The organism is Streptococcus sp. LPB0220, from assembly GCF_008727815.1.
Lineage (GTDB): Bacteria > Bacillota > Bacilli > Lactobacillales > Streptococcaceae > Streptococcus.
Map to the genome: position 1 here is coordinate 1,948,187 of NZ_CP044230.1, position 15,409 is coordinate 1,963,595.

11 protein-coding genes are annotated in these 15,409 nt (G+C 42.1%); 3 read left to right on the plus strand and 8 right to left on the minus strand.

The features are described from left to right. Positions 1 to 258: 258 nt before the first annotated feature. The gene (locus LPB220_RS10950) at positions 259 to 3,564 is read left to right on the plus strand and encodes a SpaA isopeptide-forming pilin-related protein (protein ID WP_150906646.1); all 3,306 of its coding nucleotides are present in this window, start codon (positions 259 to 261) and stop codon (positions 3,562 to 3,564) included. A gap of 145 nt (positions 3,565 to 3,709) precedes the next feature. On the opposite strand, the gene LPB220_RS09895 is transcribed toward LPB220_RS10950, so the two are convergent. Continuing rightward, a complete protein-coding gene (locus tag LPB220_RS09895; protein ID WP_003002057.1) occupies positions 3,710 to 4,399 on the minus strand; it encodes a gamma-glutamyl-gamma-aminobutyrate hydrolase family protein in 690 nt (229 codons plus the stop codon). Positions 4,400 to 4,672: 273 nt separating this feature from the next. On the opposite strand from LPB220_RS09895, the gene LPB220_RS09900 reads away from it, so the two are divergent. Both LPB220_RS09900 and galU read left to right on the plus strand, forming a co-directional pair. Beyond that, on the plus strand, positions 4,673 to 5,689 hold the full coding sequence (locus LPB220_RS09900; protein WP_037608137.1) for an NAD(P)H-dependent glycerol-3-phosphate dehydrogenase: 1,017 nt from the start codon (positions 4,673 to 4,675) through the stop codon (positions 5,687 to 5,689). Positions 5,690 to 5,734: 45 nt separating this feature from the next. After that, positions 5,735 to 6,643: a UTP--glucose-1-phosphate uridylyltransferase GalU gene (gene galU / locus LPB220_RS09905; protein ID WP_003008975.1), complete on the plus strand. Its 909-nt coding sequence runs from the start codon at positions 5,735 to 5,737 to the stop codon at positions 6,641 to 6,643. A 63-nt stretch (positions 6,644 to 6,706) separates the two neighbouring features. Here the strand turns inward: galU and LPB220_RS10955 are convergent, their stop codons facing one another. From LPB220_RS10955 to LPB220_RS09945, 7 genes are all read right to left on the minus strand, one after another. Then, the gene (locus LPB220_RS10955) at positions 6,707 to 9,253 is read right to left on the minus strand and encodes a C69 family dipeptidase (protein WP_021154023.1); all 2,547 of its coding nucleotides are present in this window, start codon (positions 9,251 to 9,253) and stop codon (positions 6,707 to 6,709) included. Positions 9,254 to 9,670: 417 nt separating this feature from the next. Then, on the minus strand, positions 9,671 to 10,348 hold the full coding sequence (locus LPB220_RS09920) for a rhomboid family intramembrane serine protease (RefSeq protein WP_049491404.1): 678 nt from the start codon (positions 10,346 to 10,348) through the stop codon (positions 9,671 to 9,673). Next, on the minus strand, positions 10,332 to 10,871 hold the full coding sequence (locus LPB220_RS09925) for a 5-formyltetrahydrofolate cyclo-ligase (RefSeq protein ID WP_150906648.1): 540 nt from the start codon (positions 10,869 to 10,871) through the stop codon (positions 10,332 to 10,334). The genes LPB220_RS09920 and LPB220_RS09925 overlap by 17 nt, the downstream gene beginning before the upstream one ends. A gap of 109 nt (positions 10,872 to 10,980) precedes the next feature. Next, the gene (locus LPB220_RS09930; protein WP_150906650.1) at positions 10,981 to 12,114 is read right to left on the minus strand and encodes an N-acetyldiaminopimelate deacetylase; all 1,134 of its coding nucleotides are present in this window, start codon (positions 12,112 to 12,114) and stop codon (positions 10,981 to 10,983) included. A 336-nt stretch (positions 12,115 to 12,450) separates the two neighbouring features. Beyond that, positions 12,451 to 13,149, minus strand: a complete 699-nt coding sequence (gene dapD, locus LPB220_RS09935; protein WP_003016885.1) for a 2,3,4,5-tetrahydropyridine-2,6-dicarboxylate N-acetyltransferase — start codon at positions 13,147 to 13,149, stop codon at positions 12,451 to 12,453. Between the two features lie 65 nt (positions 13,150 to 13,214). After that, complete coding sequence (locus LPB220_RS09940; protein WP_150906652.1) at positions 13,215 to 14,456, minus strand: hypothetical protein; 1,242 nt, start codon at positions 14,454 to 14,456, stop codon at positions 13,215 to 13,217. Positions 14,457 to 14,495: 39 nt separating this feature from the next. Continuing rightward, positions 14,496 to 15,401 carry a hypothetical protein gene (locus LPB220_RS09945; RefSeq protein ID WP_150906654.1) on the minus strand — a complete coding sequence of 302 codons (906 nt, stop codon included), beginning with the start codon at positions 15,399 to 15,401 and terminating at the stop codon, positions 14,496 to 14,498. Positions 15,402 to 15,409 lie beyond the last annotated feature (8 nt).

Genomic DNA, 15,409 nt, shown 5'->3' on the forward strand with positions numbered 1-15,409 from the left:
TGAAATCTCTTAAAAGTTCGTAATTCCTGTCTCATTTCATCAATTTTAGCTTGAAGCTACTCATTATTTTTGCTATAATTCCCTGTGTAGGGAATAATTTTAAAAGTAAAATATTTTACCCTATAAAATTATTTTATGGAGGTCGTGTCTCAGCACTCAATTCTTATTACCAACAGATTGGATTGGAACATTCCTATCTTTAAGAGTAATCAGGCATTGATAACTAGGCACTAATTTTTTATGAAAAGGGAAGATAAGATGAAGAATAGAAATATTAAAATTTTCTCATTTATCCTTTGTTTAGTAGCGACGCTTTTCGCTTTAGGATGGAATCGGATTTCAGCAGAAACTCCTGAGGTTTCAGTATCAGGGAAATTTGTGGATACAATCCAAAATGTTAAAGTATCAAATAATGAAGGTGGAGTTCTCGACTGGGACTTGAAACAGTGGGCAACTTTCCGAATCAATGCAGATTTTGATTTAGCTGGAAAAAATGTCAAAGCGGGGGATACTACTGTTATATCTGTACCGGACGCTTTGATGATTACTTCACAATCATTCGATGTTAAAGATATCAATACAAATGAGATTATCGCACATGCCAAAGTGAATGTAGATAACAAGTCCATTTCTTTAACTTATACAGATTATGTCGAAAAACACTCTGATACAAGTGGATCATTCTTCTTTTACGCTCGTATAGATTTCAAAAAACACCCAGAAAAAGGTGAAATACCAGTAGAAATCACCATTAACAAAGAAACAAAATTTGGCGGTAAAGTTACATTTACTGGTGTCGGTGATGGTAATCCTTATCTTTTAACAAAGACTAGTTGGGTTAATGAAGGTGATAAAAGAGAGGTCCAATACACTATTTCAGTCAATCGTACAAAACAAAACATCAAAGGTGTAACGATTGAGGACCACTTGCAATTTACAAATGCTTCCTACGTAAAAGATAGCATTAAGATTATTAAAGGTAAATTCTCATATGATACTGGTGAATGGGTATTCTCTGATAGAGTTGATGTAACAGACCAGCATAAGATTACAATTAGCGAAGATGGTCAATCATTTGTTATTGATTTAGGTGACATTACAGATCAAGATCAGTATCGTATTAATTATAAAGTTCGTTTAAATTATGATCCTGCCGACGGAGAAGTCTTGAAAAATGAAGCAACTCTTAAAGGTCTAGGTATTGAAAGCAAAAATGTAACTAATGCTGCTGCTGTTCAAATTGCTGGTGGTGCTGGTCTTGGTTATGTTTACTCAATCAATATCCATAAAGTAGATGATGCGAATCAACCACTTAAAGGTGCTAAGTTTAGAGTTGTTCGTCAAGCGAATAATCAAGTTATCGGTGAGTTTGAATCAGACGAAAATGGTAATATTGCTGTTGGAAAACTCTTAAAAGATAAATATATCTTAACTGAAATTGAAGCCCCATCAGGTCATATCATTAAAGAAGCTGATACTGTAGTTAATGTTGAAGATTTTGGTGCTGATCATTCAGTAACGAAAACAATTGTAAATCCGAAAGATAAGCCAAAAGAAACAAAAGCTACCATCGAACTTGATAAAACTCTTACCGGTCGTGATCTAACAGATGGCGAATTCAGCTTTGAATTGTACGAGGGTGCAACTAAGCTTCAAACTGTTACAAACAAAAACGGAAAAGTAACATTTGCACCAATTGAGTACACCGAAGAAGGTGAACATACTTACACTGTTAAGGAAGTAGCTGGAAATACCCCAGGTATTACCTATGACAAGACTGATAAACAAGTAACTGTTAAGGTGAAAAAAGATGGCGACAACCTTAAAGCAGATGTTGCTTATCCAGAAAATAAAACCTTCTCAAATACTTATACGGCTCCTCAACCAGCAAAAGCTAAAATTTCAGCGAGCAAGATTTTAGAAGGTGCTGAATTGAAGAATGGCGAATTCAATTTCCAATTGTTAGATGAAACTGGAAAAGTTCTTCAAACAAAACAAAATGCTGCAGATGGTACGGTAGCCTTTGATGACATTTCATATTCATTAGAGGACGCAGGAAAAACATTCCACTACACGATTAAAGAAGTCATTCCTGAAAGCAAAGCAAAAGGAATGACCTACGATGAAGGAAATATTGATGTGACTGTAACTGTCACAAAAGATGATGCAAGCAATACACTCAAAGCTTCTGTGACATATGGTGATAAGACATCCTTCACTAACAAATTGGTAACCACTTCAATTCCACCAACTCCTCCGACTGTTGACAAACCTGAATTGAAACTCTACAACATTCAATTGCACAAAGCTAACGCAGATGGAAATGCTCTTGCAGGTGCTGTATTTGGTCTCTTTGAAGCCGATGGTACTACTCCTGTAGCGAATCCTTATGGAGAAGGGCAAGCAACTGCTACTTCATCAGATGAAGAAGGTAAGAAGGGGCTTGTAACCTTTACGGGATTGGAAGCAAAAGATTATGTAGTGAGAGAGCTTACAGCTCCAGACGGTTACCAACTATCAACAGATGTGATTAAAGTTTCTGCTAGCGAGTTGAAAGCTGCGACTAACCTCGTCGTAGACAAAGGAACAGTGGTCAACAAACCATTCACTTCAATTCCTCCAACTCCTCCAACTGTTGACAAACCTGAATTGAAGCTTTATAGCATTCAGTTACATAAAGTCAACAATGAAGGTAAACCACTTGTTGGTGCCGTATTCGGTCTCTTCGAAGCCGACGGTACGACTCCTGTAGCAAATCCTTATGGAGAAGGTCAAGCAACTGCAACTTCTGATGCGAATGGTCTTGTAACCTTTACAGGATTAGAAGCAAAAGATTATGTAGTGAGAGAGCTTACAGCTCCAGACGGTTACCAATTATCAGATGAAGTCATCAAGATCGCAGCTAGTGATTTGGTTGCTTCAAACAGTGTAGTAGATAAAGGAAATGTCGTTAACAAACCATTTACTTCTATCCCACCAACTCCTCCGACTGTTGATAAGCCTGAGTTGAAGCTTTACAACATTCAATTGCATAAGGTGAGTGAAGAAGGTCAAGGGCTTCTAGGTGCGGTATTTGGACTCTATGAAGCAGATGGTACGACCCCAGTCGCTAACCCATATGGCGAAGGTCAAGCGACTGCTACCTCTGATGAGAAAGGTCTTGTAACCTTCATTGGATTTGAAGCGAAAGATTATGTCATCAAGGAATTGACAGCTCCAACTGGATACCAATTGTTAACGAATCCTATCATAGTTTCAGCTAATGATTTTACCCAAGCTAAAGATTTGGTCGTGGATAAAGGGAATGTGGTGAATAATAAAATTCCGCCATATACTCCACCAACTCCTCCAACTCCTCCAACTCCACCAACTACTCCTTCAACACCTCCAACGCCTTCAACTGATAAACCTAAAGGAAATCAGCCTTCTGGTAAACAATCAAAAGAAGGTAAGAAACAAGGTCTTCCTTCTACTGGCGAAACAGTAAGTACTGGACTTGTTGCAGCAGGGCTTGCCCTTGCAGGTGCTGGAAGCATGCTCGTTGCTAAAAAACGCCACGAATAATTCTAAAACAGGTTTCCATCTAGCATTGCTAGATGGACCTGTTTTTTATTGATGACAGTCCTGTTTTCTGATCTTATTTCCGGTGTTTTTGCGCCCTTTCTAAGACACAAAAAAGAGATCGGCTCAAGTCCAATCTCTAACTTCATTATAATTCCTGTAATAAATAACGGAAGAGTTCTAAATTCCCTTTTTCTTCATTGACCAAGTATTCTGGATGCCATTGCAAGCCCATAATGCGATGACCGTCTACTGCTTCAATCGCTTCGATGGTGTGATCGCGCGGATCAAAGGCGGTCGCACGGAAATTTGGTGCAAGATCCTTGATACTTTGACGGTGCACGGAATTGATTCGACTGGCCTGACCAAAGAGTTGCTCTACCACACTACCTTTTTTAGTCTCGATAGAATGGGAAGTCCCAAATGGAAGACCTTGCCAATGCCCTTCAATCTCTTGGTTGAGTGTTCCTCCAAAAGCCACATTGATCAACTGAACCCCACGGCAGATTCCTAGAACCGGTTTGTTTTGGCGAACCGCTTCCTTCAGCAGGGCAAGCTCAAATTGATCCCGTTCGATATTGTAATCATCGCTTTCGATGGTTTTTTCTTCGCCATAGAGACTAGGATCGACATTTTGACCTCCACTTAAGATCAACTTGTCAATCGTTTCAACATAGTCCTTAACCAAGGAAGGGTCTCCCATCGGGATGACCATTGGAAGTCCACCTGCTTGACGGATCCCTTCCGCAAACTGACTAGACACGGAGGAATGAAGGTTTTTCCCTTCCGGGTCCACCGGACAGAGATTAGCGGATACTCCAACAATTGTTCTGCACATATTCATTCCTCCTTCATTTTAACTACTACTTATCTTACCACCCATTAGTGATAGTGTCTAATATGTATTTTTTAAAACCGTGATAGATTTTATTTATCACCCTCATCTTCCTCACAAAACAATTGATGATCATACAAGTTTTTTTACCTATATTATGTTAAAATAGAGAGGAAAATAGAATCGTCCTTCAAGGCACACATTAGGCCGTTTCGAAGGTGCAAGCGCTAGATTCCTAGCCTTGTTGAAAAAATAGACATAGAAATGGAAGATACAATGGAAAAACAAACCGTTGCAGTATTGGGTCCTGGTTCATGGGGAACAGCCCTTTCACAAGTCCTCAATGATAACGGCCATGAAGTCCGTCTCTGGGGAAATATCCAAGAACAAATCGATGAAATCAATACCGCTCATACCAATCAACGCTATTTCAAAGACATCGTTATTAGCGATCAAATTACCGCTACGACCGATCTGAAAGCAGCTTTGGACGGCGTGGATGCTATCCTTTTTGTCGTTCCTACAAAGGTGACCCGCTTGGTCGCTAAACAAGTTGCTGAAACACTGGATCACCCTGTCACAGTCATGCACGCTTCTAAAGGATTAGAACCTGGTACACACGATCGGATTTCTCAAATCCTCGAAGAAGAAATCCCTGCCTCTCTTCGCAGTGAGGTAGTGGTCGTTTCTGGACCGAGTCACGCGGAAGAAACCATCGTACGGGACATCACCCTCATTACAGCAGCCTCAAAAGATTTAGAAGCTGCACGCTATGTTCAAGAACTCTTTAGCAATCACTACTTCCGCCTCTATACCAATACAGATGTTATCGGAGTGGAAACTGCTGGAGCCTTGAAAAATATCATCGCGGTCGGAGCTGGAGCCCTGCACGGTCTTGGTTATGGGGACAATGCCAAAGCAGCCATCATCACGCGCGGTCTCGCTGAAATCACGCGCCTTGGCGTTAAGCTAGGAGCTAGCCCCTTGACCTATAGCGGTTTGTCTGGGGTTGGTGACTTGATCGTTACCGGTACTTCTGTTCATTCCCGCAACTGGCGAGCTGGGGATGCTCTTGGACGTGGCGAAAAATTGGAAGATATCGAAGCCAACATGGGCATGATCATTGAAGGGATCTCTACGACCAAAGTCGCCCATGAGCTGGCGCAAGAATTGGATGTCTACATGCCGATTACACAGGCCATTTACCAAGTCATCTACGAAGGAAAAGATATCCGCGAAGCTATCCACCACATGATGAGCAATGAATTTAAAGAAGAAAACGAGTGGAAATAAGTCAACCACCCTAACATCAATCCTACCTTTTAGAAAGGAAACTATATGACTAAAGTTAGAAAAGCCGTCATTCCTGCGGCTGGTTTGGGGACGCGCTTCCTCCCAGCTACCAAAGCTTTGGCAAAGGAAATGTTGCCAATCGTTGACAAACCTACGATCCAATTCATCGTAGAAGAGGCTCTGAAATCTGGAATTGAGGAAATTCTTGTCGTAACAGGGAAGGCCAAACGTTCGATCGAAGACCATTTCGATTCTAACTTTGAATTGGAATACAACCTCGAGCAAAAAGGTAAGACTGACTTACTCAAGTTGGTCAATGATACAACAGCGATCAATCTTCATTTCATCCGTCAAAGTCACCCTCGAGGTTTAGGAGACGCTGTCCTGCAGGCGAAAGCTTTTGTTGGGAATGAGCCTTTTGTTGTCATGTTGGGAGATGACCTGATGGACATCACCAATGATGATGCCTTGCCATTGACCAAACAATTGATGAACGACTACGATGAAACCCATGCATCCACTATCGCTGTGATGGAAGTCCCTCACGAAGAGGTTTCTTCTTACGGTGTGATTGCACCTCAAGGCGAAGGTATTAACGGTCTTTATAGCGTTGAAACGTTTGTCGAAAAACCAAACCCAGAGGACGCTCCAAGTGATCTCGCTATTATCGGACGCTACCTCTTGACTCCTGAAATCTTTGATATTCTTGCAAATCAAGAACCAGGTGCCGGCAATGAAATTCAATTGACGGATGCGATCGACACCCTCAATAAGACCCAACGAGTCTTTGCCCGTGAATTTAAAGGCCAGCGCTACGATGTGGGTGATAAATTCGGCTTCATGAAAACTTCGATTGACTATGCCTTGAAACACCCTCAAGTCAAAGATGATCTCAAACAATATATTATCGACCTTGGAAAAAAATTAGAAGCATCTGAACAAACTGCAGACTAAAAAAGAAGGAAGAGAGATTTCATTCTCACTTCCTTTTTTGTTGTATCTTATAAACTGTATCGTTTAATGGGTTCTACGTTTTTCGATGTAGTAGCCAAATCCAAAAACTGTCAAAAGAACTCCGCCTACCATCGTCGCGATTGAGATACTTTGTCCGGTTGATGGTAATTTTTTCTCACCTTTCTTCTCTTCAATTTTTGCTGCAGATTTATAAACTACACCATAAGTTGAGAAATGAGAGGTTGTAAATGTTACGGCTGACTTTTCTTCATTTAGTTGGAATTGGAAGGATTCCAATTGACCATTTTCACCGATACCATAAACTGCTTCTACTTCTTTTTGCCCATTGACTGGAATGGTCACAACCGTTGGACTAATTTGATGTATAGGATTATTTTGGTTCGATAATTGAATATTATATGCCTTGTAATCTTTACCAGCTAGTTCTTTGACATCTTTCAAAACTTCAACAAGAAGACTATAGCCACCTTGAGCAAAATCAGGGTTTTGCAAGACGATACCTGTTGCCTGGTCTACTAAAATATATGAATTTGTTGGTAAAACTGGGCGACCAACGGTACTAACACTGTTACTATTTGTAGGAACAATAGTAGTTGTATTACTTGGTGTTGTTTCTTCCTTGCTTGGTTCTGTACTTGCTTCAGTGCTTGGCTTCGTTTCTTCCTTGCTCGGTTCTGTACTTGCTTCGGTGCTTGGCTTCGTTTCTTCCTTGCTTGGTTCTGTACTTGACTCAGTGCTTGGCTTCGTTTCTTCCTTGCTTGGTTCTGTACTTGACTCAGTGCTTGGCTTCGTTTCTTCCTTGCTTGGTTCTGTACTTGACTCTTTGCTTGGCTTCGTTTCTTCCTTGCTTGGTTCTGTACTTGACTCTGTGCTTGGCTTCGTTTCTTCCTTGCTTGGTTCTGTACTTGACTCTGTGCTTGGCTTCGTTTCTTCCTTGCTTGGTTCTGTACTTGACTCTGTGCTTGGCTTTGTTTCTTCCTTGCTTGGCTCGGTACTTGATTCTGTTGGATCCTTGTAGTCATCTGGTAAAGATGCACGGTATGGATCATCTGTACGACCTGCTTCTTTAAGAGTTGCAGATAATTCAGACTCATATTGCTTGAATTGTTTGAAGAGACGTTCAGACCGAGCTAAAGCATCCTCAGTCACTTTATCTTCAACTGCTTTTGCTGCAGCTTCATCAGCTTTCAAGGCTGCATATTTGCTATCACTAACCTTCTGTTCAATGATCAATTGTTCTTCGAGAGCTTTCCAGTGATTTTGAATCGATTTTCCAAAGAGGTCTTGATTATTGATTGCCATCTGGTCAATATGCCATACTGTCCAATACCATGAATTCGGATCATAGGTAGCAGTTTGAGGTTTGAAAGCTTTATAGGTATCTTTTACATTTCCATAGAATGGAACATAAGGAGTATTCCGTGAAGGTCCCATTCCGAGCCATACAGTTCCACCAAATGATTTTGGAAGGTTTGGATTGATTTGGTAGACATGGGCATCGATGACGTTTTCGTTCCCTAAAGCATACTTGTATTGGTCTTTCCGAACAGTATCGTTGCTACCATTATCCCCTTGTTTCTTGACACCAATTTGATCATCTGGAACAAAACGACCATTTAAGTGTTCAAAACGGTTGCGTTGCAATGCAAAAGCATCTTCCAAAGTAAATTTCTTGTTTGGATCTGTTGGTGAGCGGAAGAGTTCATATTCATCATCTTCATAAGTCACTTTTGAGTTTGGATCCAAAAGAGTGATTCCTGCGTAAGTACGTGAACGGTCTCCTTCAGCATATTTTTCTGGTCCATAAGATTTAGCAATATGGAAGTTCCCATCTTTGTCTGTCTTGTAGTTACCAGATTCTTTAGCTACCTTTTCGACATCTTTCGAAGCGATCACGTTTTCCTTATCATTCAAATCCACATGACCAAGGTAGTAGGTATTTGCAAAGACTGCATATTTGTCCTCTGGGACTTTTACCGCTACATATTGGTGTCCAGAAAGAATTTCCATATACCAAGTTTCATTTTGGTCTGCAAAAACGACAACATTCCCTTCTGCCGATCCTTTTTCTTCAATGACTTTAGCTAGGAATTCAACCCCTTCACGAGCAGACTTAACGCGTGGTAACACTACGTCCAACATAGCAGCTTCTGGAATTCCGTTTTCTGTCAACGGGTCAGTCTTCAAGACTTTTTTGTTTGGAATTGCTGTAACAGTTGAGGTCATAGAAACACCGGCTTCGTTAAATCCGTGTTCACCAAAAGCACCGTTACTACCATCTCCACGAGCAGAGTCATAAGTCGCTGTGTATTTCATTTCACTAGCAGCATGTGGATAGGTAAAACCATTGGATTCGTCTTCCAGTTGATCCCCTTCCTTATAATTCTTCGCATCAACAACCACATAATTCTTGTTGTGCTTGCCACCATTTGGATAGTAAGGGTAATCTTCTGTCCGACCAAAGAGAGTAGTCCCATCCTTGGTCAATTGCCGACCAATGATAAAGCCACAACAGGCTTGAACGGCTTGAACTGGTAGGAGCAAAAATGTCATTGCTACCAATGAAAGTTTAAACAACCATTTCTTCATGGCAAATCTCCTTTTCGAATACTCCTTTTAGTAAAAAAGGATAGCATTACCGATTTTTTATACCTCCAGTTTACATCTTTTCATTCATTTTTGCAAACGCATACCAGGCTTGTTTTTATTCTATTTTTTCCTAAATTATCTTTCTATCAACTCATTTCTATGTAAATTATATATATTTATTGAGATTTCAAACAATTTTCTGTTAGTTTACGATTGCGCTACATTTTTTAGGAAAAAAAGAGAGTGGGACAGAAATCGGTAATTCGTTAGAATTCGATTTCGTCGTCCCACCTCCGCACAGTTGAGTAGGGCTGTAAAAGCTGATGAAATCAGCGTAGTAGAACCCACTCAACCACTGCGTCTTGCTCGACAATCCAAAAACAATTAAGAGGCTAGGACTTTTGTCCTAGCCTCTTCTTAAAATAGATTCAAGATTTTACCTAAGAAATAAAGCAAAAGCAAGAGATAAGATAGGGCCGCACTCATCTGATAGGTTCGGTTCATAAAGCGAGCTTCCCCTCTTACCGGAAAGACATAAGCCAACATGACCCCAGCTACTAAGCCACCGATGTGCCCCGCCATACTGATCCCTGGCATGAAGCTAAAGATCAAATTGACCACAATCAAGCTGGTATAGGACTGACTCAAGTGGCGAATATAGGGACTTTGGACAATAAAGCGCAGAGCACCAATGGTCCCAAACAGTCCAAAGAGGGCTGTAGAAGCTCCTGCTGCAATCACATCTGGCGTAAAAATAGCAACAAAGACATTGCCCATCATGCCTGATAAGAGATAGAGAGCTAAGAAAGCCTTGGAACCAAAGAGATCTTCTGCCAAACGTCCCAAGTAATAGAGGGTGATCATATTGAGCACAAAATGTTCTAGGCCGATATGAACAAATGTCGCTGTCACGATTCGCCATAACTGGCTAGGATCGACTTTCACAACCTCTCCAATAATACCACCGCTATAGTAAACAGCAGCACCTGTTTGGTAGTCGCCTCCAAATCGGATAAACATGGAAAGAAAGACTGCCGTTGTGACGAGCAACAAGAGGCTGGTTACAGGATAACGACGATCAAAGAGTAACTTCATAGACTAGCACCTCCTGAACTGCCTGATCAAACGTATCTGGCTGGAACTCCTTCTGCTGGATGGAATAAATCGTACTAACCGTTTTTCCAGTAAAATCTTCCAAATAACGATCATAATAGCCACCACCATAGCCAATTCGGTAGCCTTTTGACTGGAAGACCACGCCTGGTACATGGATCAGGTCAATCTCTGACTGATCCACAAGATTTCCTTTTTCATTGGGCTCCAACAAACCAAAGCGTGTCTTTTCCAAAATATCAGGATCGTATTCCACAAATTCCATTCGCCCTTGTGGGTAGGTACGGGGAACACAGACGCGTTTCCCAAATTGAAGAGCTGCTTGGATCAAGCCAGCTGTGGAAACTTCATGGTCAAAAGACAGATAGGTCGCAAGGGTCTTTGCCTCCTGAAAAGCTGGTAGCTCCAAGAGGCGCTGAGTCAGCTCTTCATCTGCTTGAGTTTTTATAGTTTGCGGCAGTGCTTTCATAGCTGCAATGGTTTCTTTTCGTAGTGTTTTCTTCATTCCCTACTCCTTTTGTCTAGCTTTTATTGTATCATTTTTTAGGAAAGATCCGAACAGTTTTTTTACAACAAAGAAAAAATCCAACTCCAGACGGAGTTGAATCATTCCTTTATTGGTTGGCCTTCATTTTCAAAAATTTACCAATGTTTTCCACAGCAAAGGGAAGGGCTGCTTCATTTGGGCTCATCTTCGGATGGTGCAAGGCATAAGGGGTATCAATCCCCAGCCAGAACATGACACCCGGGACTTTGCTCAAGAGAAAGCCGAAGTCTTCTCCTGTCATCGCAGGCAGAATATCAATCAGGTTCACGTCTTTCTCAGCTGTGAAAAAGTCCATGAGTTCTTTGGCCAATTCTGGTTGGTTTTCCACAGGCAGGTAGCCCCCTTGCTTGAGTTCCAGGTTCAATTTCACATCAAAGGCTGCTGCAACTCCTTCTGCAATGGCTTTGACCCGTTTTTGAGTCAAAAGATTCATCTCCATGGTCAAGGTCCGAATGGTCCCATGAAGGAAGGCTGTCTCAGCAATCACATTATTGGTTGTTCCTGCATGCATGGAACCAAAGGTCACCACAGCCCCTTCAATCGGATCGACATTTCGACTCACGACCGATTGGACTTGGGTAATAAAGTAAGAGGCTGCTACAAGAGCGTCATTGGCCTCATGTGGAAAGGCGGCATGCCCTCCCTTTCCTGTAAAGGTGATCTTGACTTCACAGGTCCCTGCAAAAAGAGTACCCGTATTGGTCGCAATGTCCCCCACCTTCAAATCAGGGCGTACATGCAGACCATAAAATTCATCAGGGAGCCAGTCGCCAAAAGCATTGTCCTTATACATGAGCATTCCACCAGCCTCATTTTCTTCAGCTGGTTGGAATAAAAAGAGAAGGTTATTTTTGGGTTGTACTTGAACCAGTTGGTCCAAAAGCCCAAGAGCTGTCGTCATGTGCATATCATGACCACAAGCATGCATCCGTCCTTCGTGCTTGGAGGCAAAATCAAGGCCCGTTTGTTCCACAATCGGTAAGCCATCGATATCTGTCCGCCAGCCGATCGTTTTTTCAGGCGCAGATCCATGGAGATAAACCAGGATCCCGGTCCGCCAAGTCCGTTGCTCAACAAAGTCCTTGCCCGCTGTGATCTCTGCGATTCGCTCTAAGAGGTAGGCTTGGGTTTCAAATTCTTCCAACCCAATTTCAGGGATTTGGTGCAAATCCCGTCTGATTTTGATTAAATCCAATGTCATAGTTGTCTTCTTTCTATTAGAATAGAGGCCTTGCGGCCTCTTAGATTAAATACCAAATTTTCTTTCGAGACTTTCCTTAGGTGAGTACGGACGTCAGCGAACTTCTAAGAAGTTCCATGACTAATTTTTGAGCCTACAGTCTCAAAAATTCCGAACGCCTGAAGCTACTCAGCTGCAGGCGTTTTTATCACAGCGGAAAGTCTCCTTTTTACGCTCAATTGGCTCGTAAAACATGCAATTATTTCAATGTTGTTTCTAAGATTATTCGGTTATCACGCAGTAAAAAATAGTTCACTTAAATGATTAGAAGTCCGGTTTTTATCTATTTATTCCTTATTACAAATTACGCAAGGCGTCTTCTAGTGCTGTTTTTTGTTGTGTTTTTTCATCGATTTCCTTGATGATGCGAGCTGGGACACCAGCTACAACCACATTTTCAGGGACATCTTGAGTAACGATAGCTCCAGCGGCAACGACGGATCCGTTCCCTACTTGAACCCCTTCAATCACAACTGCATTGGCACCGACCAAGACATTGTCACCGATCCGAACAGGCTCAGCAGAAGCTGGCTCAATGACACCCGCAAGAACGGCACCTGCACCGATGTGGCTGTTTTTACCAACTGTTGCACGACCACCAAGGATAGCCCCCATATCAATCATAGTTCCTGCACCGATTTCAGCACCGATATTGATGACAGCCCCCATCATCACGACAGCATTGTCTTCGATGGTCACTTGGTCACGGATGATAGCGCCTGGTTCGATACGCGCATTTAGATAGCGCTTATCAAGCAAGGGAACAGCTGAATTACGGCCATCTTGTTCGACCACATAATCCTTGTTCTCTGTCAAGTTGGCAAGAAGGGGCTCGATATCTTTCCAGTCACCGAACAACACATTACCTAGTTTTGTGACAGAAGCTGGAACAGCTGTTGCCAATTCCCCTTCAAAGGTAACTTTCACATTTGTTTTCTTTTCTGCATTTCCGATAAAAGCGATAATTTCTTGAGCAGACATTTTTTGTGCTGTCATAAGATTCTCCATTCATTTCAATTAAAGGTATCCATATTATACCACAATCCAAGTAAGATGAACACCTAAGGCGACGTGGTTGTAGCCGAATCCTCCAGGCCTGTTATTTCACTGATGGTGCGATTGCTTCCAAAGTGAATCGTAACTAAACGCGCATCAGAAAGTTTATAGTGAAAGGTTAAAAAAGACTCTGAACTCATCATACTCGACCAAGAAACACGGCTAGGAATTCCTACGGTATTCACAAGCTCTGCATAGCTGGTTCCTATTTTAATATTGGCAAAATCCTCTCTGTTCAAACTGCCATTTTTATTGGCTAATCGCTCACTGTTTAAGTTCTCAAAATTAAGAGAAGATAGACGGCTACTAATCATATTTGAAAGCAAAACAGATACAGAAGAAGGGGATCCTTCAGCCTCATAATCCAAGCTTGTCATGAAAGGACTGACACCACCTTCTTGGTAGGTTTCTTCCCCACTACTAGCCTTGCCCAGTACAGCTACCACATCCTGCGGAGACAGATAAGATGAAGAGGTACGGCCTTGATCCCCCTCACTTAAACCAGGAATCAGGGAAATCGCCTTCTCATAGGTCACTTGAAACTGAAATTCCCCCTCCGGAGCAATCAAGGTACTCGTACCACTCTTCAAGGTTTCCTTTCTGGTTCCATAAGACCGGCCAGTGCTTCCGTATTCACTAGTAGTAGAAGAAGGATGTTCCTCACTATGGATACCTCCTGAAGCTAGATAGGCAAATAATCCCAGCATGGCCAATAATCCAAAAAAGGCTGCCAGCGAAGACCCTCCACTATTAGAGGAAGGAGAGTAGGTTTTCGCCCAATCCGATTGGGAGTCTAGTACCGTTTGTCTTGGTTCTGAATGCCTGCCTCCCCCTATTGAAGCCAGTTCAGCTTCTGAAATCAAGCGGCTCCCACCCTGGTGCTCTACTTTTTTCTCAGCTGAAGGAGACTGCCCTATTGTATCTTGTGCTGGTGTTTCTGACCTTGCTTCTTCTGTTAGTGGTGTAGCAAGAACGACCTGAGCTGATTCGTCTTCAGGTGTAGCAAATGAGCCTTCCTTTGGATCATACGATTCCTTCTTCACACCAATCGCTGGTTCGTCTTTTCGTTCCTCTTCTTGTTTCACCTCTTCCTGAAAAGCAGGGACTTCTACCACTTCTGGCTCTTTTGTGAGCGTATCTTCTAGCTTCTCAGGACTTCCTTTTTCTAAGGGTGCTTCTTTCGGCTGGCCTTTCGAAAACCGACTCTGGTGCTCATTTCGTAGATGCGACCAGTCTTTATTTCCCATTGTCCTCTCCTTTTATTTAAAATGCTTCGGCTGATTTTTTTACTGTGCTGTAGATGTAGAGGAAGCTGGTGTGGTCGCTACCTCTTTCGATTTGATATCCTTGATGGTTTGCCGGCTATCAAAATGGATTTGAACCGTTTGAGAATCCGATAATCGATAGGTAAAGGAAGGCGCTTCCCCGTAACCTAAAAGCCCAGATACATATATTTCATCCGGAATCCCTACCGTATTGAGTAGGTCCAAATAAGGCATTCCGACCTTGATAGTGGCAAAATCGTCCTTCGTCAAGCTCCCATTCTTATTCGCAAATCGGTCACTTTTTAAGTGTTTCAAACTTAAAAGAGAGATCCTGTAAAAGGCACCTGTTTTTTCAAGAAGAACCTTCCCATCTGCATCCTTTGATTGGTAATCTAATGTCAGCAAAAAGGGACTGGAACTGCTATCACTATACGTTGCTTCCCCACTCCTCGCTTTACCTAATGCTGCAACGACATCTTGTGGGTCTACCGTCCCAAAAGAGGTCTTTTTTTCTTCCACTGCAAAATTAGGAATGAGAGACATGGCCTTTTCATAGGTTGGCTGAAATTGAAATTCATTAGCTGAGGCGATATAAGAACTATTTTCACTGGTCAGATATTCCGTTCTGATACCATCACGTGATAAACCATTGATCCCCTCACTCGAAGAAGATGAAGAAGAGCTTTTATTAACTTCGTTTTGAAGCACAAACACAAAAGCCATTAACAAGGCGAACCACCCAAAAAATCGCAAAAGCGAACCAATCCCCTCTTTTGAGGAAGAAGGGGAAGACGCCATCGTATCTGAATGGCTTCTAGTATCCTGATGATTGTCCATCCCTATTGAAGCAAGGTCAGCCTCTGAAATCAAGCGGCTCCCACCCTGGTGAGAGGAAGCTGCCTTGATGTCTGTCCGTTGATCGTCCAATGATGTCT

What these genes read in the sequence shown, in the direction of transcription:
- LPB220_RS10950 (WP_150906646.1), top strand. Translation starts at nt 259, where the DNA reads ATGAAGAATAGAAATATTAAAATTTTCTCATTTATCCTTTGTTTAGTA.
- LPB220_RS09930 (WP_150906650.1), bottom strand. Translation starts at nt 12,114, where the DNA reads ATGACATTGGATTTAATCAAAATCAGACGGGATTTGCACCAAATCCCT.
- LPB220_RS10955 (WP_021154023.1), bottom strand. Translation starts at nt 9,253, where the DNA reads ATGAAGAAATGGTTGTTTAAACTTTCATTGGTAGCAATGACATTTTTG.
- galU (WP_003008975.1), top strand. Translation starts at nt 5,735, where the DNA reads ATGACTAAAGTTAGAAAAGCCGTCATTCCTGCGGCTGGTTTGGGGACG.
- LPB220_RS09920 (WP_049491404.1), bottom strand. Translation starts at nt 10,348, where the DNA reads ATGAAGTTACTCTTTGATCGTCGTTATCCTGTAACCAGCCTCTTGTTG.
- dapD (WP_003016885.1), bottom strand. Translation starts at nt 13,149, where the DNA reads ATGACAGCACAAAAAATGTCTGCTCAAGAAATTATCGCTTTTATCGGA.
- LPB220_RS09925 (WP_150906648.1), bottom strand. Translation starts at nt 10,871, where the DNA reads ATGAAGAAAACACTACGAAAAGAAACCATTGCAGCTATGAAAGCACTG.
- LPB220_RS09900 (WP_037608137.1), top strand. Translation starts at nt 4,673, where the DNA reads ATGGAAAAACAAACCGTTGCAGTATTGGGTCCTGGTTCATGGGGAACA.
- LPB220_RS09895 (WP_003002057.1), bottom strand. Translation starts at nt 4,399, where the DNA reads ATGTGCAGAACAATTGTTGGAGTATCCGCTAATCTCTGTCCGGTGGAC.
- LPB220_RS09940 (WP_150906652.1), bottom strand. Translation starts at nt 14,456, where the DNA reads ATGGGAAATAAAGACTGGTCGCATCTACGAAATGAGCACCAGAGTCGG.